Source organism: Terrisporobacter muris (genome assembly GCF_024621905.1).
GTDB classification, from domain to species: Bacteria; Bacillota; Clostridia; order Peptostreptococcales; family Peptostreptococcaceae; genus Terrisporobacter; species Terrisporobacter muris.
In genome coordinates this window covers 1-18,361 of sequence record NZ_JANKBY010000043.1, presented here as the reverse complement: position 1 = coordinate 18,361, position 18,361 = coordinate 1, and the positions used below count along the sequence as shown (strand labels likewise).

The 18,361-nt window shown below is 29.7% G+C and carries 20 protein-coding genes; 3 read left to right on the top strand and 17 right to left on the bottom strand.

Annotated elements, in window-relative coordinates:
• Positions 1–958 (top strand): SH3 domain-containing protein (locus tag NSA58_RS05580; protein ID WP_257560233.1); only part of this gene is annotated, 958 nt, incomplete at its 5' end.
• Between the two features lie 24 nt (positions 959–982).
• Here the strand turns inward: NSA58_RS05580 and NSA58_RS05575 are convergent.
• From NSA58_RS05575 to rnr, 14 genes are all read right to left on the bottom strand, one after another.
• Positions 983–1,990 carry a YncE family protein gene (locus NSA58_RS05575; RefSeq protein ID WP_074429864.1) on the bottom strand — a complete coding sequence of 336 codons (1,008 nt, stop codon included), beginning with the start codon at positions 1,988–1,990 and terminating at the stop codon, positions 983–985.
• A 43-nt stretch (positions 1,991–2,033) separates the two neighbouring features.
• Complete coding sequence (locus NSA58_RS05570; protein ID WP_039679238.1) at positions 2,034–3,530, bottom strand: protein adenylyltransferase SelO; 1,497 nt, start codon at positions 3,528–3,530, stop codon at positions 2,034–2,036.
• Between the two features lie 116 nt (positions 3,531–3,646).
• Entirely contained in the window at positions 3,647–4,783 is a 1,137-nt protein-coding gene (locus NSA58_RS05565) for a sensor histidine kinase (protein WP_074429865.1), read from the bottom strand.
• Positions 4,773–5,462, bottom strand: a complete 690-nt coding sequence (locus NSA58_RS05560) for a response regulator transcription factor (RefSeq protein WP_074079860.1) — start codon at positions 5,460–5,462, stop codon at positions 4,773–4,775. The genes NSA58_RS05565 and NSA58_RS05560 overlap by 11 nt, the downstream gene beginning before the upstream one ends.
• Positions 5,463–5,483: 21 nt before the next feature.
• A complete protein-coding gene (locus NSA58_RS05555) occupies positions 5,484–5,723 on the bottom strand; it encodes a hypothetical protein (RefSeq protein ID WP_139045093.1) in 240 nt (79 codons plus the stop codon).
• Positions 5,724–5,907: 184 nt separating this feature from the next.
• On the bottom strand, positions 5,908–6,603 hold the full coding sequence (locus NSA58_RS05550; RefSeq protein WP_079764848.1) for a M15 family metallopeptidase: 696 nt from the start codon (positions 6,601–6,603) through the stop codon (positions 5,908–5,910).
• A gap of 160 nt (positions 6,604–6,763) precedes the next feature.
• Complete coding sequence (locus tag NSA58_RS05545; RefSeq protein ID WP_079764849.1) at positions 6,764–7,159, bottom strand: hypothetical protein; 396 nt, start codon at positions 7,157–7,159, stop codon at positions 6,764–6,766.
• Between the two features lie 238 nt (positions 7,160–7,397).
• A complete protein-coding gene (gene bioF, locus NSA58_RS05540; protein WP_039679234.1) occupies positions 7,398–8,558 on the bottom strand; it encodes an 8-amino-7-oxononanoate synthase in 1,161 nt (386 codons plus the stop codon).
• Positions 8,559–8,571: 13 nt separating this feature from the next.
• Positions 8,572–9,351, bottom strand: coding sequence for a 6-carboxyhexanoate--CoA ligase (locus NSA58_RS05535; RefSeq protein WP_074429866.1), 780 nt, complete (start codon positions 9,349–9,351; stop codon positions 8,572–8,574).
• 4 nt (positions 9,352–9,355) lie between these two features.
• Complete coding sequence (locus NSA58_RS05530) at positions 9,356–9,874, bottom strand: hypothetical protein (protein ID WP_039679232.1); 519 nt, start codon at positions 9,872–9,874, stop codon at positions 9,356–9,358.
• On the bottom strand, positions 9,867–11,237 hold the full coding sequence (gene bioA / locus NSA58_RS05525; RefSeq protein ID WP_039679231.1) for an adenosylmethionine--8-amino-7-oxononanoate transaminase: 1,371 nt from the start codon (positions 11,235–11,237) through the stop codon (positions 9,867–9,869). Before bioA ends, NSA58_RS05530 begins: the two co-directional genes overlap by 8 nt.
• Before the next feature lies 1 nt (position 11,238).
• Positions 11,239–11,925 carry a dethiobiotin synthase gene (gene bioD / locus NSA58_RS05520; RefSeq protein ID WP_039679230.1) on the bottom strand — a complete coding sequence of 229 codons (687 nt, stop codon included), beginning with the start codon at positions 11,923–11,925 and terminating at the stop codon, positions 11,239–11,241.
• A 42-nt stretch (positions 11,926–11,967) separates the two neighbouring features.
• Entirely contained in the window at positions 11,968–12,918 is a 951-nt protein-coding gene (gene bioB / locus NSA58_RS05515; RefSeq protein ID WP_277613709.1) for a biotin synthase BioB, read from the bottom strand.
• Between the two features lie 144 nt (positions 12,919–13,062).
• Positions 13,063–15,231 carry a ribonuclease R gene (rnr, locus tag NSA58_RS05510; protein WP_039679228.1) on the bottom strand — a complete coding sequence of 723 codons (2,169 nt, stop codon included), beginning with the start codon at positions 15,229–15,231 and terminating at the stop codon, positions 13,063–13,065.
• Between the two features lie 233 nt (positions 15,232–15,464).
• On the opposite strand from rnr, the gene NSA58_RS20670 reads away from it, so the two are divergent.
• Positions 15,465–15,959: an AEC family transporter gene (locus tag NSA58_RS20670; protein ID WP_330652542.1), complete on the top strand. Its 495-nt coding sequence runs from the start codon at positions 15,465–15,467 to the stop codon at positions 15,957–15,959.
• Between the two features lie 41 nt (positions 15,960–16,000).
• Entirely contained in the window at positions 16,001–16,402 is a 402-nt protein-coding gene (locus NSA58_RS20665; RefSeq protein ID WP_330652541.1) for an AEC family transporter, read from the top strand.
• A gap of 91 nt (positions 16,403–16,493) precedes the next feature.
• On the opposite strand, the gene NSA58_RS05500 is transcribed toward NSA58_RS20665, so the two are convergent.
• The 3 genes from NSA58_RS05500 to msrA all read right to left on the bottom strand — a co-directional run bounded on the left by NSA58_RS05500 (position 16,494) and on the right by msrA (position 18,292).
• The gene (locus NSA58_RS05500; RefSeq protein WP_039679226.1) at positions 16,494–16,865 is read right to left on the bottom strand and encodes a PH domain-containing protein; all 372 of its coding nucleotides are present in this window, start codon (positions 16,863–16,865) and stop codon (positions 16,494–16,496) included.
• A gap of 148 nt (positions 16,866–17,013) precedes the next feature.
• Complete coding sequence (gene secG / locus NSA58_RS05495) at positions 17,014–17,247, bottom strand: preprotein translocase subunit SecG (protein ID WP_039679225.1); 234 nt, start codon at positions 17,245–17,247, stop codon at positions 17,014–17,016.
• 121 nt (positions 17,248–17,368) lie between these two features.
• Positions 17,369–18,292, bottom strand: coding sequence for a peptide-methionine (S)-S-oxide reductase MsrA (msrA, locus tag NSA58_RS05490; protein ID WP_074429868.1), 924 nt, complete (start codon positions 18,290–18,292; stop codon positions 17,369–17,371).
• Positions 18,293–18,361 lie beyond the last annotated feature (69 nt).

Below are 18,361 nucleotides of genomic sequence, written 5' to 3'. Positions count from 1 at the left end.
TTCTGGATGGTATAAGGTTGAGTACAAAGGTGTTACTGGTTATGTTTCTAGCAAATATGTTAATTTAAATGGTAATAATTCAGATGAGAATACCAATGATAAACCTTCTACTTCTACACAAAAAGGTGTTACTACTGCCAATGTTAACTTTAGGAACAGTGCTTCTACTTCTTCTAGTATTATAACTACTATTCCTAAAAATACTACTATTGAGATTATAGATAAATCTATTTCTGGATGGTATAAGGTTGAGTACAAAGGTGTTACTGGTTATGTTTCTAGCAAATATGTTAATTTAAATGGTAATAATTCAGATGAGAATACCAATGATAAACCTTCTACTTCTACACAAAAAGGTATCACTACTGCTAATGTTAATTTTAGGAAAAGTGCTTCTACTTCTTCTAGTATTATAGCTACTATTCCTAAGAATACTTCTATTCAGGTTATTAGCAAATCTACTTCTGGGTGGTATAAGGTTGAGTACAAAGGTAATACTGGTTATGTCTCTAGTAAGTATGTTACTCTAGATAACAATGATGACAAGCCTTCTACTTCTACGCAAAAAGGCATCACTACTGATAATGTTAACTTTAGGAAAAGTGCTTCTACTTCGTCTAGTATTATAGCTACTATTCCTAAGAATACTTCTATTGAGATTATAGATAAATCTACTTCTGGATGGTATAAAATTAAGTACAAAGGCAATACAGGATATGTTTCTAGTAAATATGTTACTCTAAATGGCAATAATAATAAACCTTCTACTTCTACACAAAAAGGTGTTACTAATGCTAATCTTAATATTAGGAAAAGTGCCTCTACTTCTTCTAGTATTTTAGCTACTATTCCTAAAAATACTACTATTGAGATTACTAGTAAATTGTCTTCCGGATGGTATAAAGTTAAGTACAAAGGTCTTACAGGATATGTTTCGGGGCAATATGTAAAAATATAAAGGAGTATTTCTACTCCTTTTTCTTTATTCTAAAATTATTGGACAAACACGATCTACTGGTGTTTTGGCACCCTCTTTATTATCTCTGCCATTTCTATAAAAATCAGCAGCTGACTCAAATAAAACATATAGTAAGTTATCACTTCCAATAAATATATTCTCACTGGCTGGCGGTGCTATTACCGTTTTTATTGGGTCATATAATTTAGCACAATACACATTTTCTTTTACAGTATATTTAGGCATATCATATACATATATTTTTGAATCATTATTTCTACCACCAGACTGTGATAATATTACTCTGCTTGATTTATCAAATACCATTCCTTGTATTTTTTCAGGTATTTCAATTCTATACTTTGCTGTAAGTTCCAAATTTAAAGAGTTTACCTCTGATATATCATATCCATAAACATAGGTGTTATCTTTCTTTTTATATTGTCCTACCCATAGTATCTCCTTTGAATATGTGGCAAAGGATGCTACAACATTACCTCCTTCTGCTGTCTTAACTTCGTATTTATCACATTGTATAAATGCGCCATCTTTTGCATAAGTTATTGAACTTAATAATATCTTTGATACTGTTGACTGATTTCCGTTTGCTACCCATACATTTTTTCCATCATAAGCTAATCCACCAACATGAGATTTACTATCGTATAAATATATGGTTTTTACAAGATTTCCTGTGGATTTGTTTATGACATAAATACATGAGTTTTTTTCCTTTTCCTTGTCATAAGCCGATATCAAGATATAGCTTCCTGTATCACACATTCCCTGCGGTACCATGGAACTATTTAGTCCTGGTATTATAAAGTTTTTATTTGGTGTATAATCAACTTTTGTAAAAAAGTCTGAATATGTGTTGTACGCATTTGATTTCTTTATGTCTCCCACAACACTTTCCTGATTGTATATCAGTGATGTTGTTGAGTCTATTAATCCATAAGATGATTGAACTTTATAAGTTAATATAATTGTAACTATTATAGTCATGATTATTGTGATTTTCTTTTTTGTCACTGATCTTATTCATCTCCAACTTGTCTTTAGTAGTTTATAATTTTTAAGTTCCGCAATAAGTTCTATATGGTAAATCTGATGGTTCAGCCAACTCTGTGTACTCATCCATCTCTTCTTTGTATTCATAAGGATTACTAAGTATAGAAAGTAATTTTTCCATAACTGTGAAATCTCCATTATCTGCTGATTTTAATGCTTCTTCCACTCTATGATTTCTTGGTATAACTACTGGATTTGATTTTTTCATAAGTTCATAAGCTTCATCTATAGATTCTTCTTGTCTTTCCAATCTTTCTTGCCAGTTTTTATGCCAATTAGTAAATTCAGATGTTGCAAACATTCCACTATTCATGTTTTTTCTATAAGTTAAAGATACAAAAGTATTTGTATAATCTTCTTTGTATTTTTCCATCATACTTAGTAAGTCTTCTATTATAGCCTTATCCATAGGCTCTTCATTGAAAAATCCTAACTTATTTCTCATTTGTGAAAACCAGTATTTAAAATGTAAATCAGAAAACTTAAATATCTCTTTTTGTGCCAAATCTATGGCAACATCAACATCTTCGTTTATTAATGGAAGCAATGCTTCTGCAAGTCTACAAATATTCCAAGATGCCATACTAGGCTGATTTTTATAAGCATATCTTCCCTGTACATCAATAGAGCTAAATACAGTATCTGGATCATAAGTATTCATAAATGCACATGGTCCATAGTCTATACTTTCTCCACTAATAGTCATATTATCCGTATTCATAACACCATGAATAAATCCGACACATAACCATTTAGATACTAAACTTGCATGAGCTTTTATTACCTCTTTTAGAAAACTCAGATATTTATTTTCATCATTTCTCACATAAGGATAATGTGTCTCTATGGCATAGTCAGCCAATTTTTTCACTTCTTCTTTTCCCAAGTAGTTGGATGCATATTCAAAAGTTCCAAATCTAAGATGACTGGAAGCAACCCTAGTAAGTATTGCCCCTTCTTTAACATATTCTCTGTAAACTTTTTCTCCTGTTTTCACCACTGCCAAACTACGAGTTGTTGGTATTTTCAGATTATACATGGCTTCGCTTATTATATACTCACGAAGCATAGGTCCAAGCACTGCCCTTCCATCCCCTCCACGAGAATAAGGTGTTCTTCCACTTCCTTTTAGTTGGATATCAAACTTTTTATAACTTTCTCCCGTAATGTTTATGCCAGTATCTACTTTTTGTTCACCAATTAGAACTGCTCTTCCATCTCCTAGCATGGTGAAATGTCCAAATTGATGACCACTATAAGCTTGAGCAATGCAAGCTCCGCCTTCAGCTTTCTTATTTCCTGCTAAAATCTCTACACCTTCTTTGCTTTTCAGTGCTTCCACGTTTAAATTCAAAGCCTTTGCTAAGGGTTCGTTAAGAATAATGAGCTCTGGTTTTCTCACAGGACTTAACTTTATTTCACTATAAAAAGGCTTTGGTAAATCCTTATAAGTGTTATGAAAGTTCCAACCTATATTATTTATTTGCTTTCCCTCCGACATTTTTCTACCTCCTTCTATTTATATTCTCTATGCAAAACTTGTCTTTTCCTTAGATTATGTAATTAGTTATAAATTATTTATACCCAAAATAAAATAAAGAACTCTCTAAGCCAAGATTACTCAATCGACTTAAAGAGTTCCTCTTCATTTATATATGGTATTTTAACTTCAAAAATAGTACTTTCATTATCACTAGTAGCGCAAATAATTCCATCATGAGCTTCTATGATATTTTTAGTAATAGCAAGTCCCAAACCTGAACCACCTTGGAATGTATTTCTGGATTTTTCAACTCTATAAAATCTATCAAATATATGAGGTAAATCAACTACTGGAATTTGCTCACCGTAGTTTATCACTTGTACTGTCACCATTTCACCTTCTATGAACACTTTTATATCTACGTAATATCCATCTTTTCCATATCTCATGGCATTTGTAATAAGATTTTCAAAAGCCCTTACCAGCTTAATTGGATCAGCATTGATCATTATTTTTTCCACAGAAAAGTCTATTCTACACTTCATATTTGCTTGTCTAAATTGAATTTCAAACTGAGAAACTAACTGACCTATTAGTTCTACTAAGTTTAATTCAAACTTATTAAAATTAATCGTCCTATTTTGCATTTTAGTAAGTTCAAATAAATCATTAATCAATATATTTAAGTTTAAAGATTTGTCATAAGCTATATCTACATAATACATCAGCTCCACTTCATCTTTGTATTTGCCTTCTTCTATAAGATTCAAATATCCAATTATAGAGGTCAGTGGTGTTCTTAAATCATGAGACACATTTGTTATTAAATCAGTTTTTGTTTGTTGAGCTTTTCTTTCTTCCACAGTTATATTTTTCAATTGTTCAACTATATTATTAATATTTTCCGCTACTTGATTAATATCTCCCCTTGATTTCACTTCAATTTTTTTGTCCAAATCTCCTTTTGACATTTCTTCCACATTATCCACTAATAATGATATATTTTTATATTTTTTATAAGTAATAAGTGAGTATATTGAAAGAAACATTAAAGCTCCTATAACAGTATATATAGCATCTCCAAAGTAATTATTTTTTATGGTCATAAATAATCTTATTATTTGATTAAATGTGGGATATCTAAAACTATTGTATAAATCATAAGACCAAGTAAATAAAAGCCAATACATAATAATACTTAACAGTCCACTTAAAATGAATTCAAAAAAGCTTCTTACTATATACTTAAAAATTCTACCTCTATTTTTCAACTTTATAACCAACTCCCCACACAGTCTGAATTATTTTGTTTCCCTCTATATACTTTTCTAACTTTTCTCTTATCCTACTCATGTGCACCATTACTGTGTTGTTTGAGCCAAAGTAATCTTCCTTCCAAACTTTTGTGAAGATTTCTTCTGAGCTAAAAACCTTACCTCTGTTACTCCCTAGTAAATATAAAATGTCAAACTCCCTAGCTGTAAAAGGGATTTCAACATCATCAACTTTTACAGTTCTATCGTTTTTATCTATAGTCAAATTTTCAATATTTATAATGTTGTCCTCTTTGTTCATATTGCTAAAATAATAAGCTCTTCTAAGGAGCGCCTTCACCCTGACTGACAGCTCCAATGGGTTAAAAGGTTTTGTTAAATAATCATCTGCTCCAGTCATAATTCCTGCAATCTTGTCCATATCTTCAGATTTTGCACTTAGCATAAGGATAGGAATATTCAAATGTTCTCTAACCCTTCTACATACTTCCATTCCATCCATCTTCGGCATCATTATATCTAATATCATCAACTGAACTTCTTCTTTTGCTAAAACTTCAAGAGCTTCCTCTCCATTACTAGCTTTTAAAACAGTGTAACCTTCATTTTTTAAATATATTTCAATTAAATTCCTTATTTCCTTTTCATCATCAACTACAAGAATTTTACTTGACATAACTTCCTCCTTACTTTTACATTACACTATGTTAATGTATCTATCATAGAATCCACCTATAATAATAACAATATACGGAACTAATATGCAAATAGATAATATCTGTTCTTTTTTCATAAATTTTAATTCTATATTGATTTTCTTGTCAACTTCAGGAATCAAATTTTTAAACGCAAGTAATACTAAATAAGCTAGCATAGCTCCACTAGTATTAAGTATCAAATCATCAATATCTTCTATATCAATATAAAAACCACTCATAGGAGAAACCCCTGTTAGCGAAAATATAATAACCATGGTTATGGAAAATATGATAATACCTATATTATATAGGTAGGCTCCCATTTCATTTTTACATTTAACATGCATAAATATTATAATACTAATAAAAATTAAGCTTATTAAAATATCACGTCCTAATATTTGCACTATTATCTCATCCAAATTATCCTATCTTATTTAAGTACTCTTCTAAGGTAATATTTTTTTCATAAATTTTTTTTGCTACATCTTTGCCAACATACCTAATATGCCATGGCTCATAATTATACCCTGTAATATCTTCTTTTCCTTCTGGATAACGTAATATAAATCCAAACCTGTGAGCGTTATTTGCTAACCACTGTGCCTCTGGACTAGTTTTGTCAAAACATCTAGCTTCATTTGTCACATCAATTGATAATCCGCTTTGGTGCTCACTTTTTCCTGGCTTAGCCACATATTTATTAGCATAGTCTACACCTTTTGAACTAATCTCATCCTTAAGAACCCTAACCTGACTTTTGTATGATCTATATGCTGAAGAACCTATAAGGTTTATATTTTCTGACTTAGCTACTTGGAATAATTCTTCTAAAGCTTTTGCTGCAGTTTCATCCATATATCTTAATTCATCGCTAGTATCTCTTAAGAACTTAACATTGGGCTTAACCAAATTATCAGGTTCATAATCTAATCCCAACGGATTTTTTTTATTTACTAACATAAGGTATTTACTGCTGTTTGCACTAGCATTTGTACTTGTTTCACTTAGATAAGTATCTTTATGATTTGATAATCCTACTAAAGGATTTTTTCCTCCTATAAATGTAATCACACCTAAAACAACTATAATTCCTATAAATTTATTTTTTAATTTCATAATTTATCATCTCCTTTTCTATTACATAATAAAAAAGAATTATTAAGTAGTTTATAAGTAATTCTTAACTTTTGTTAAGAATTACATACACTTACAAAATTAACATCAAAAAAGAAGAACCACCAATTACATTTATCTTGGTGATTCTTCTTTTATATATTTAACAAGCATTACAATAACTTCTATTATGATATTTATTGTCCTTAGTTTTCTGTTTTTTAGCTTCTATTAGCTCTTCTAAAATTTGTTTATATTTACTATCATTCGTAACCCTTATATGACTTTCTATTAAATAAATATTATTAGTTTTGGGTCTTTTCTTTTTTATACTATTGTCAATAATAGTCTTTGACATTTCAAAACTTTGAAGATGGGTATGACCATTTTCAAATTCTTTTTTTGTGTTATATACTATGTAGCCTTTCTTAACCTTTAAAATAATATACTCTTTCTTTTCATAAACCTTTTCTGCTCCTGCTGTTTTATTACACCTGCTTTCACATTTTCCATTACTACCTTCAACATCATTTCTAATAGAATTAATAACTTTAAGCATAACAACAACACTCCAATTATTTTAAATTTTGAAATATCTTAAGATAATTGTATATTAAATTACTACATAATATGTTACATAAAAGTTAAATAGTATAATTTATCCTTAGTTTTTATAATAAAAAATTCGCTTCGCCTGAGCGACGTGTCGGCGAAACACTTCATGTCGTCAACAATCTATCTTTGCTTCGCTTCAGATACATCCGTTGCTCCATTTAAATAGACTATAAATCCTTAGCTTAATTTATTATGTTATTTTCAATTAAAATATGTTTTAATTTATCTACTACAATATCCAAATCTTTTTTATCATGAGTAGACATTATAGTCATTCTCAGTATGGATTTATTAAGGGGAACTGTTGGATATCTGATGGCTGGTATATAAATTCCATTTTCTAATAAACTTTTACTAATATTCATAGCCAAGTCCTCATCACCTATAAATATTGGTATTATTGGTGAGTCTCTATTTTCATCTGTTTCTATACCTATTTCATTTAATTTTTTATTTATGTATTTTATATTATTATTTAGCCTTTGCACTCTATCTGTGCTTGCTATTAATTCAAAACTCTTAATAGATCCATTTATTATCCCTGGAGATAAGGCTGTTGAAAATATAAAACTTCTCGCTTTATTTTTTAGATAGTCAATTATATATTCATCTGCACATACAAATCCACCCTCACTAGCTACAGCCTTACTTAAAGTTCCTATAGTTATATCTACTTTGCAGTTAAAATACTCACTACTTCCTCTGCCATTTTTACCTATTACTCCAGTGGCATGAGCATCATCTACCACAGTAAGAAGATTAAATGCTTTTGCTATTTTCACAATCTCAGGTATATTGGCTATATCTCCATCCATACTAAATACACTGTCCGTTACTATAATCCCTTTAGTTGGATTTATGGTAGATATTTTATCATATAAGTCTTCCATATTATTATGTTTGTACACTATAGTTTTTCCTTTTGCTAGTTTACATCCATCTATTATGCTTGCATGATTTAATTCATCACTAAATATATAATAATTTTCATCACAAATTGCGGAGATAACACCCACATTTGCCATATATCCTGTGTTAAATATAAGCGCTGCTTCACAATTTTTAAACTTAGCTATTTTTTCCTCTAGTTTTTTGTGTAAATCATAACTTCCCGTAGTAAGTCTTGATCCACCAGAACCTAAGCCAAATTCATTTATACCATCAATAGCTGCCTTTTTTACTTCTTCATTATTGGCTAGACCTAGGTAATTGTTAGAAGACATTAATAATATTTCTCTTCCATCAATTACAGTATATTTATCCTGTGATTTACTTAAATATCTCATTTCTCTATATAAATTTTTTTCTTTTATTATCTGTAATTTTTCTTTTATATCATTCATATAAGATTACTCCCTATAGATTTAAAAATTCTTCGTATGTCATGTATGTCTGTTGAGATATATTATTTCTTATTATGGTTTTAGACTTTTCTATATAATCTATACAATCTTGTACATTATCTAAAAATGAATCATATAAAAATATTCTTCCACCACTTTCATCTCCAAACTCTTTTAGATGAGGAATTCTCACGTAGCCATATTTTTTAGATGATATATATCCTGCTGTATAGTTTGGATCATCAGAGTAACAAATCTCTCCTATTATATATGGACAATTTATAACTTTAGTAGCAAGTGCCAAGGCCTCTATAAAATGAGTATTCTGTCCAGATTCTTTTGTTAATCTATCTGTATTAGAATTTTCAAAATCCATATAAGTAGCTCTAATACCTCTATCTTTGTCTGGTTCCAATCTTTCAAGAGTATTAATATCCAACAAAATTGCTCCTCTCATATGGGAAGTTTCCTTAAATATTTTCAGTATTTTATTTGATTTTTCGTCATCTATACCTAATTTGTTTAGCAAGTACTTGACGCATTTAAATCCCTGAATAGTATTTTCAACTTCTACTGTTGTCACTTTCAATGGTTCTAAAAAAATTATTTTTTCTTCATCAAGTTTTTCAATTTTTATATTTATATTCTCTGCCTTACCCTTAGAATGAGTTAATGCTCTTTTTATAAGCCTGCTAACTGCTGTTTCTAAATTATCCTCGTCTACTATGCTTTCTGCTCCCGATATATGTTTGTTATCTTTAGACGATCTCATTTTTATGCTATGTAATGCCATTTTCTCACCCTACTTTTATTATTTTTTCTTTAGATCTTATAAAGCTTTTATAAGGAGTTTTTTTCATTATGTTTTCTATTACTTTATAAATTAAGTATGAAGATATTAGTGTATATATCATTCCTGGAAATGCTGCCACTATTAACATTTTAAATGGCGTTCCGACTATGTTTGACATAACTATTCTACCTGCTATAGTTCCTATGGGACCTGCAATAGATACTACTAACAAACTTGGTCCTAGTATACCTATTATTCCACCACCTACTACTCTAAACGCCATGGCTACAATTATATTTAAAATTGTATGTGTACCCATGATTAAGTTTATAGTGCTGGCTATAACCCCTGCTGCTATATATCTTTTAAATCCAAAGGCCGCACATATTGCTATAGCTATTGGTGCTGACAGTTGGAACTCAGTCCCTGGTATAATACCTGGTATTTTAAAACTTCCTGATATAGCAATTATCACAGCTAATAAAGATATTAGAGTTAACTCTTTAGTCTTACTATTATTCATTTATTCCTATTCCTTTTTTATTATTAAAATATTCATTTATACTATCTCTTGCTGTTTCTACCATGAAATCTATTTCGCCTTCACTTATTACGAAAGGCGGCATGAAATAAACTATGTTGCCTAATGCTCTTAGTAAAACTCCTTTTTCCAGGGCTATTTTATAAATGTTGTATCCTACTCTTTTTTCACCTTCAAATGGTTCTTTAGTTTCTTTATCTTTTACTAATTCAATAGCACCAATCATTCCTATCTGACGGTATTCTCCCACATAAGGAATGTCTTTTATTACACTTTCAACTTTTCTTCTTAGATATTCACTTTTGTCTTTGTTAACATTTATAACATCATCATCTTCAAATATATTTAAAGTTTCCAATGCCACGCTACATCCCAATGGATTACCTGAATAACTGTGACTGTGTAAAAATGCCTTCATTGTATTATATTCATCATAAAATGCATCGTAAATTTTATTACTCATAAGTACTAATGAAAGTGGCATATATCCTGCTGTTAATCCTTTTGATAAGCACATTATGTCAGGTGATATATTGGCATGTTCACAAGCAAACATCTTGCCAGTTCTACCAAATCCTACTGCTATCTCATCTGCAATTAAGTTTATATCGTATTTATCGCATAACTCTCTTAGCTTCACTAAATATTTAGGTGAGTATATTTTCATTCCTGCTGCACATTGCACCATTGGCTCTATAACTATTGCACTTACTTCTTCATGAATTTCTGCTATGGTATTTTCCATATGAACAAAACATTCGCCATTGCAATTTTCTCTATTTTTATTAAATTCACATCTAAAACAATCAGGTCCCTTAACTGTTGTAGTTTCTAATAAAATTGGCTTATATATTTTGTTATATAAATCTACGTCTCCTATTGATAAAGCTCCTATTGTTTCACCATGATATGCATCTGATATGTTTACAAATTTAGTTTTTCTTGTTTTGCCAATTTGTTGATGATATTGAAAGCTTAATTTCAAAGCTATTTCTATGGCTGATGAACCATTATCACCAAAGAAAACTTTTTGTAATCTATCTGGAGTTAGATTTATGATTCTTTCACTAAGTTCTATGGCTGGCCTGTGAGTAAAGTTTGCAAATATAACATGTTCTAATGAATTTGACTGATTATATAAAGAATTGTTTATACGCTCATTGGCATGTCCAAATAGGTTAACCCACCATGAAGATACTGCATCTAAGTATTTTTTCCCGTTCATATCTTCTAAAAATACACCTTTACCATTTTTTATTACTATAGGTGGAAATTTTTCGTAGTCTTTCATTTGTGAACATGGATGCCATATATATTTCAAATCTTTTTCTTGTAAATTTTTCATGTTATTTTTCCCCCTTGAATACCAATTCTATTATCTTATTTATATCTATTTTTTTATATTCTTCTTCTATTGATTTCTTTGAAAAGTCTTCTAACTTATTAAATTTATGAATTATATTCAAATTAGTAAGTTCTTCTATTTGTTTTATATTGTCATTTTCATATAACTTATTGTTATATTGATTTATTATTATACCTTTAACTTTTATGTTTTGTGCTTTTAGAAACTCGTTAGTAAGTACGGTATGATTTATAGTTCCAACTCCTGCTCTAGCAACTATTACAACATCTAAATTCAAATCTTTAATTAAGTTATACACATAATATTTATTATCCACAAGAGGAACTACTATTCCTCCGGCTCCTTCCACAATTACATAGTTATGACTGTTTATAAGTTTTTTATAATGATTTAATATAACTTCTTTATATATCTTCTTATTTTCTAATTTGCAAGCTAAATGAGGAGATACAGCTTCTTTCAGTGTATATGTATTCATTTCTTCTATGCTTAAATCTAGATTAGCCATTTCTTTGTAGAACCTAGTATCTCCATTACCTCCACTTTGTACAGGTTTATAAGGTATGACATCTTTGTTGTTTTGTTTTAGAGCATATGTTAAACCTGCTGTTACAAAAGTTTTTCCTGCATCTGTATCTGTTCCAATTATGAATATTCCTCTTCCCATGCTGTGCCTCCAATTTAACTTAAAAGTATTTTATAAGACTATTTATATTTCGTACCCTAGTTCAGTTATCATTTTCACATCATCGTCTATTTGATTACCGCAAGTAGTTAACATATCTCCTGTTATAGTAGCATTGGCACCTCCTGTGAAAGCTTTCTTACCAAATTCACTTAGCAGATTTCTTCCTCCTGCCAATCTTATTTCAGCAGTTGGATTTATAAATCTATATATAGCAACCATTTTAAAAAAATCTTCTTCTATTATAGAATTTTTTCTTTCTATAGCAGTACCTTCTATGTAATTTAGCACATTAAGTGGTATGGATTTTATATTCAAATCTCTAAGTTCAAAGGCCATATCTATTCTATCTTCTTCACTTTCACCTAGACCCATTATCCCACCACTACATACTATTAGTCCTGCTTTTTGTGCAGCTTTTATAGTCTCAATTTTTTCATCATATGTATGTGTTGTACAGATTTTATCAAAGTAATTTCTAGATGTTTCTAAGTTGTTGTGATATCTTTTTACACCTACTTTTGCAAGCTTTGTCAAAGATTCTTCTCCTAGTAATCCATGAGATGCACAAGTTTCTATTCCAACTTTATCTATTATTTCTTCAAAAGATTCACAAACTTTGTCAATTTCTCTATCACTTAATTTTCTTCCTGATGTTACTATCGAATATCTTCTTACTTGTTTGTCTTTATGATGTTTTGCATCCTTTAGTAAATACTCTGTATCAAGTAATGGGTAAACCTCTGTGTTAGTTTTATGGAATGATGATTGAGCACAGAATTTGCAATTCTCACTACACTTTCCACTTTTTCCATTTACTATTGAACATAAATCAAACTTATCCCCTAAAAAATGTTTTCTCAACTCATCTGCACAATCTGCCAATATTTCTAAATCATATGTTAATAAGCTCTTAGCTTCTTCTTTATTTATTAAGTATCCATGTTTTATTTTTTCTTTTAATTTATATATCATATTAATTCTCCTTGAAATTCATTTGAATATTTTGCCATATGATAATAATATTCTATTATATTTTTTAGGTCAACCTTTATTTTTTTTAGGTTGACCTTTATGATATAAAAAAGAGAGGATATAACTCCTCTCTCAATAAATTTATTAATTTTCTTCTTTTAAATCTTCTTCTGTATGACTATCTTCTAATTTAGCTATTAATCTAAAATCTATTTCTCTAAAGTCAACATTTACATTTTCAACTTGTATTTTCACAGTATCACCAATTTTGAAAGTTTTATGAGTTCTTTCACCTATAATTGTATACTTTTCTTGGTCGAAAATATAATAATCATCTCTCATATTAGCTAGTCTTATAAGACCTTCTACTGTATTGTCAAGTTCAACGAACATACCAAATGAAGTTACACTTGATACTACACCTTCAAATTCTTGACCAACTTTGTCTGCCATATAGCACGCTTTGTAGAAGTCGTGAACATCTCTTTCAGCAAGTTCTGCTGCTCTTTCTCTTTCTGATGATTGAGTAGATGCGTATTCAACTATATGAGCTAATTGCTCTTGTCTCTTATTATTTATTTTATTGTTTAATTGCTCTTTTATTATTCTATGAATTTGTAAGTCTGGATATCTTCTTATTGGAGAAGTAAAGTGGCAGTAGTATTTTGCCGCTAATCCAAAGTGACCTATACATTGTGGTGAATATTTAGCTTGTTTCATAGAACGAAGCGCTATTGTACTTATTGATTCTTCTTCTTTTGTACCTTTTATTTTTTCTACTATTCCTTGGATTTCTTTTGGATGAACATTTTCCATATCACCTTTTATAGTGTATCCAAATGTCGCTATGAATTTCTTAAGATCTTCCATTTTTTCTGCTGATGGAGTCTCATGTATTCTATAAACAAAAGGTAGTTGTAACCAATAGAAATGTTCTGCTACTGTTTCGTTAGCTACAAGCATGAACTCTTCTATCATTTTGTTTGATATTCTTCTTTCGTAGTGTTTTATATCTACTACTTCACCATTTCCATTTAATATTATTTTAGCCTCTGGGAAGTCAAAGTCTATAGCTCCTCTTCTTTGTCTTCTCTTCATTAAAATTCTAGCTAGTTTCTCCGCTTTTATAAAATCATCAACTTGAGCAGCAAAAGTTTGTTTTAATTTTTCATCGTCTTTTTCTAGTATGTCAGATACTTCAGTATAAGTCATTCTAGCTTTTGAATTTATTACAGTCTCTGCTATATCAGAATTAACAACTTTACCTTCTGAATCAATTTCCATGAAACAAGATAAAGTTAATTTATCTTCAAACGGATTTAGTGAACAAACACCGTTTGATAATTGTTTTGGTAACATTGGTATTACTTTATCTACTAAATAAACAGAAGTAGCTCTTTTTAAAGCCTCTTTGTCTAGTTTACTCTTTTCTTTAACATAATGAGTAACATCAGCAATATGTACTCCAAGTTTATAATTACCATTTGGTAATTCTTCTATTGAAATGGCATCATCTAAGTCCTTTGCATCTTCACCATCTATTGTAAAAATATTAAGGTCTCTTATATCAAGTCTTCTTGCTATTTCATCCCTTAAATCTTGATCTGCCACATGATTAGCTTCGTCTATTACTTTTTTAGGAAATTCCTCTGGAAGTCCATGGGCTCTTATTATTGAGTCAATTTCTACTCCTCTTTCACCTTTTTGACCAAGTACCTCTATTATTTTACCTTCTGGTTTTCTATTTTCTTGTGGCCAAACTGTAATTTCACAAACTACTTTATCATCATTTTTAGCCCCAGAGAAAAATCTCTTTGGTATAAATATGTCTTGATTAAATTTCTTGTCATCAGGCACAACAAAACCAAAGCTCTTGTTTTCTTGGAATAAACCAACAACTCTAGTTACTTCTCTTTTAATTATTTTTATAACCTTACCTTCTGCTCTTCTATCTTCTGTAGCAGGTGTTATGATTTCTGCCATAACTCTGTCATTGTGAAGAGCTCCATTTATATCATCTTTTGGAATAAATAAATCTTGTGTAAATTCTTCGTCAGATTCAACAAACCCAAATCCTTTTCTATGAGATACAAATTTTCCTACAAATAATCCCATAGTATTTGGCGACATAATTCTTCCCTTTTTCGTTTTAACAATATATCCGTCTTCCTCTAATTCTTCTAAAAAATTATAAAACATTGGCATTTCTGCTGGGTGTATATTAAAAATTAGTGCTAATTCTTCCTTTTTAAGAGGATTGTAATGGTTATCATTAATTAGCCCTAGTAATGATTCTCTTAGTTTCTCTGTCATATAATACCTCCTATTATACTTATTATTATCTTTATTTTATTTATTTATTAAATTATTAATATTATTTCCCAGATCAATTCAAGGTATTTTTTTAATTAAAAAATAACTCTTTAATTTATATCTATCAACCTATTTTAACTAAAATATTCTAGTTTGTCTAATTTTTGTATATTTGCATTTTTATTACTTCTTATTTATACTTTTATTATGCTAAAAAAGGGGGAATGACATATATGGAAAATCTAATTTTATCCTTTAATGTGGTGGCACCACTATGTATAGTAATGGCTCTTGGTTATTTTCTTAAATACATAAAGGTCCTCGATAACAGTTCAGTAAAAGTCATGAACAACGCTACCTTTAAAGTATTTTTGCCAACTTTACTATTTTATAACATTTATACAACAGATTTATGTAATGTCTTTAATCCAAAACTAATGATATTTGCTGCCACCTCTATTATCGCTTTATTTGGAGTTTTATTTTTAATTATACCCATAATTGAAAAAGACAATAAAAAAAGAGGAGTTATGATTCAAGGTACATTTCGTAGCAATTTTGTACTTTTCGGAATACCTGTTGCAACTTCCTTAGTAGGTGAAGGAAAAATTGGAACAACTGCTCTTTTGATAGGAATAGTAGTTCCTTTATTTAACTTTTTATCTGTAATTGCCTTAGAAACTTTTCGTGGTGGAAATATTAATATAAAAAAATCATTCATGGAATAATTACAAATCCTCTTATTATAGGTGCTTGCTTAGGTTTATTATTGTTAATTTTTAGTATAAAACTTCCGGTATTTATTGTAAGCACAATTAAGGATATTTCAAAAATGGCAACACCTTTATCATTAACATTACTTGGTGCTTCATTTTCCTTTTCTAATGTAAAAAAATATCTAAAAGAGACAATTATAGTCGTTTTAGGGAAATTAATTATTACTCCACTTATATTTATAGTAATCTCATATTACTGTGGATTTAGAGATGTTTCTCTTTTATCCCTTATGATTATGTTTGCATCACCAACTGCTGTATCAAGCTTCCAAATGGCAATGCAAATGGATGGAGATAGTGATTTAGCCAGTCAAATAGTAGTATTTACTTCTGCCTTTTCCATAGTAACAGTATTTAGTTGGATTTTTGTGTTAAAACAACTATCCTTAATTTAATTATATGATTCAAAATTATAAAACCGAACCACAAGGCTGCAAAAATAAAAAAGTAGATATCATCTCATTTAATATGATATCTACTTAAAATTTATCTTAAAATACAGTGAGCAATAAGTCTATCAAACTCCCTCACATCTACACCTTTTTGTAGAGTTATTTTTATCTGACCAGCTCTAGTCCAAAGTTCTACCTCTGCACTTAAATCAAATAACAAGCCTGCAGTCTCCGTTGACCACATGTTTATTGATGAGTATGGTATAGAATAAATCTCTACCTTCTTGCCAGTTAGCCCTTGTACATCCCTTATTATTATTCTTTTATCTGTAAAAGTTGCACTATCACGTAGTGTCCTGTATGCTGCAACTGCCACTTCCCCTGGAGCCAATACATCTACGACATCTTCTGGTATTTTACATTTTGATACGAAAACCCACTCTAAAATATTATCTATTTCAGCCATATTTTTCCCTTCCTTGTCATAAATTTTATATCATACTTACATTATAACAAAAAAAAATGACTACACTTTTGTATAATCATCTTCTTGGTTTAAAAATTAAATTTAACCTTTAACTTTTTGAATATTAAATTTGGCCATTTATTTAATATTATTTGTTTACTACTAATAATGCTAACGCATTTATAAAAAATAGTATTGATACTATTTTAGTTGATTTTAAAAGAAATGCTTGTTTTCCTTTTGGCTTGAAGTAAGCTTGTGAACCTTCTTCTGAACCACTAAAATCTGACTTAAAGTTATCTTTACCTTCTTGTGGCATAATTACTAACATTAAGAATACTGCTAAAACAAGTTGTACTCCCATTAATGCATTATTTAACATAGGTAACCTCCTATTTACGATATTAATAAATATTCAACCTTTAGTTTATCATAGTATGGTGTATTTTACAATGAATTGCCCTATCTTTTATCTGCAAATTAGAGCCACTCTTACTACTTTTCTATAAGTACTCTAAGTATTGTTCATATCCTTCTTCTATCATTTTTTCCTTTGGAATAAATCTCAATGATGCAGAGTTAATACAAAATCTAATACCTCCCATTTCTTTTGGTCCATCATCAAATACATGACCCATGTGAGCTCCACTTTTGCTACCTTTTACTTCTACTCTTTCCATGTTGTGAGAATAATCTTCGTAAAAATCTAGTATTCCTTTTCCAATCGGCTTTGAAAAACTAGGCCATCCACACCCTGAATCAAATTTATCCTTAGATGTAAATAAAGGCTCTCCACTTATTATATCTACATAAATACCTTCTTCAAAATTATTGTAATATTCATTGCTAAAAGGTGGTTCTGTTGCAGAGTTTTGTGTTACTTCATATTGTAGTGCTGTAAGATTTTTCTTTGCCCATACTTTCTTAACATGTTTTGCTCTTCCAGAACCTTGGTAGTATCTATTATAATGATCTGGATTTTTCTTATAATAATATTGATGATAGTCCTCTGCTGGATAGAAAGTTTCAGCTTTTCTTATTTCTGTAACTATAGGTTTATCATATAATCTACTTTTCTCCAAATCTTCTTTAGATTTTTCAGCTTCTTGCTTTTGATAATCATCATGATAAAAAATCACTGTCTTGTAATGATGTCCTAAATCAGCAAACTGGCCTCCTACTTGAGTAGGATCAATAACACTCCAATATATGTCTAAAAGTTCTTTGTAACTTATTATTTCATCATCAAAAGTAATTTGTATAGCTTCGATATGTCCTGTTAAATCAGTACAAACTTCTTCATAAGTGGGATTTTTTGTATATCCACCAGTATAACCAGATATGACAGATTCTACTCCTTCATACTCATCAAAAGGCTTTACCATACACCAAAAACATCCACCTGCAAATGTTGCTAACTTCTTCATAAAAACGCCCCTTTCATATTGACTTCATCTTTATTATTTTTATTCCCTAAATAGTTTTATATAATCTAT

What these genes read in the sequence shown, in the direction of transcription:
- NSA58_RS05555 (WP_139045093.1), bottom strand. Translation starts at nt 5,723, where the DNA reads ATGAGTGGTTTTTATATTGATATAGAAGATATTGATGATTTGATACTT.
- NSA58_RS05550 (WP_079764848.1), bottom strand. Translation starts at nt 6,603, where the DNA reads ATGAAATTAAAAAATAAATTTATAGGAATTATAGTTGTTTTAGGTGTG.
- rnr (WP_039679228.1), bottom strand. Translation starts at nt 15,231, where the DNA reads ATGACAGAGAAACTAAGAGAATCATTACTAGGGCTAATTAATGATAAC.
- secG (WP_039679225.1), bottom strand. Translation starts at nt 17,247, where the DNA reads ATGTTAAATAATGCATTAATGGGAGTACAACTTGTTTTAGCAGTATTC.
- NSA58_RS05545 (WP_079764849.1), bottom strand. Translation starts at nt 7,159, where the DNA reads ATGCTTAAAGTTATTAATTCTATTAGAAATGATGTTGAAGGTAGTAAT.
- bioA (WP_039679231.1), bottom strand. Translation starts at nt 11,237, where the DNA reads ATGAAAAATTTACAAGAAAAAGATTTGAAATATATATGGCATCCATGT.
- NSA58_RS05560 (WP_074079860.1), bottom strand. Translation starts at nt 5,462, where the DNA reads ATGTCAAGTAAAATTCTTGTAGTTGATGATGAAAAGGAAATAAGGAAT.
- msrA (WP_074429868.1), bottom strand. Translation starts at nt 18,292, where the DNA reads ATGAAGAAGTTAGCAACATTTGCAGGTGGATGTTTTTGGTGTATGGTA.
- NSA58_RS05530 (WP_039679232.1), bottom strand. Translation starts at nt 9,874, where the DNA reads ATGAATAATAGTAAGACTAAAGAGTTAACTCTAATATCTTTATTAGCT.
- bioB (WP_277613709.1), bottom strand. Translation starts at nt 12,918, where the DNA reads ATGATATATAAATTAAAAGAAAAAATAAAACATGGATACTTAATAAAT.
- bioD (WP_039679230.1), bottom strand. Translation starts at nt 11,925, where the DNA reads ATGGGAAGAGGAATATTCATAATTGGAACAGATACAGATGCAGGAAAA.
- NSA58_RS05535 (WP_074429866.1), bottom strand. Translation starts at nt 9,351, where the DNA reads ATGGCATTACATAGCATAAAAATGAGATCGTCTAAAGATAACAAACAT.
- bioF (WP_039679234.1), bottom strand. Translation starts at nt 8,558, where the DNA reads ATGAATGATATAAAAGAAAAATTACAGATAATAAAAGAAAAAAATTTA.
- NSA58_RS05500 (WP_039679226.1), bottom strand. Translation starts at nt 16,865, where the DNA reads ATGGCTGAAATAGATAATATTTTAGAGTGGGTTTTCGTATCAAAATGT.
- NSA58_RS05570 (WP_039679238.1), bottom strand. Translation starts at nt 3,530, where the DNA reads ATGTCGGAGGGAAAGCAAATAAATAATATAGGTTGGAACTTTCATAAC.
- NSA58_RS20670 (WP_330652542.1), top strand. Translation starts at nt 15,465, where the DNA reads ATGGAAAATCTAATTTTATCCTTTAATGTGGTGGCACCACTATGTATA.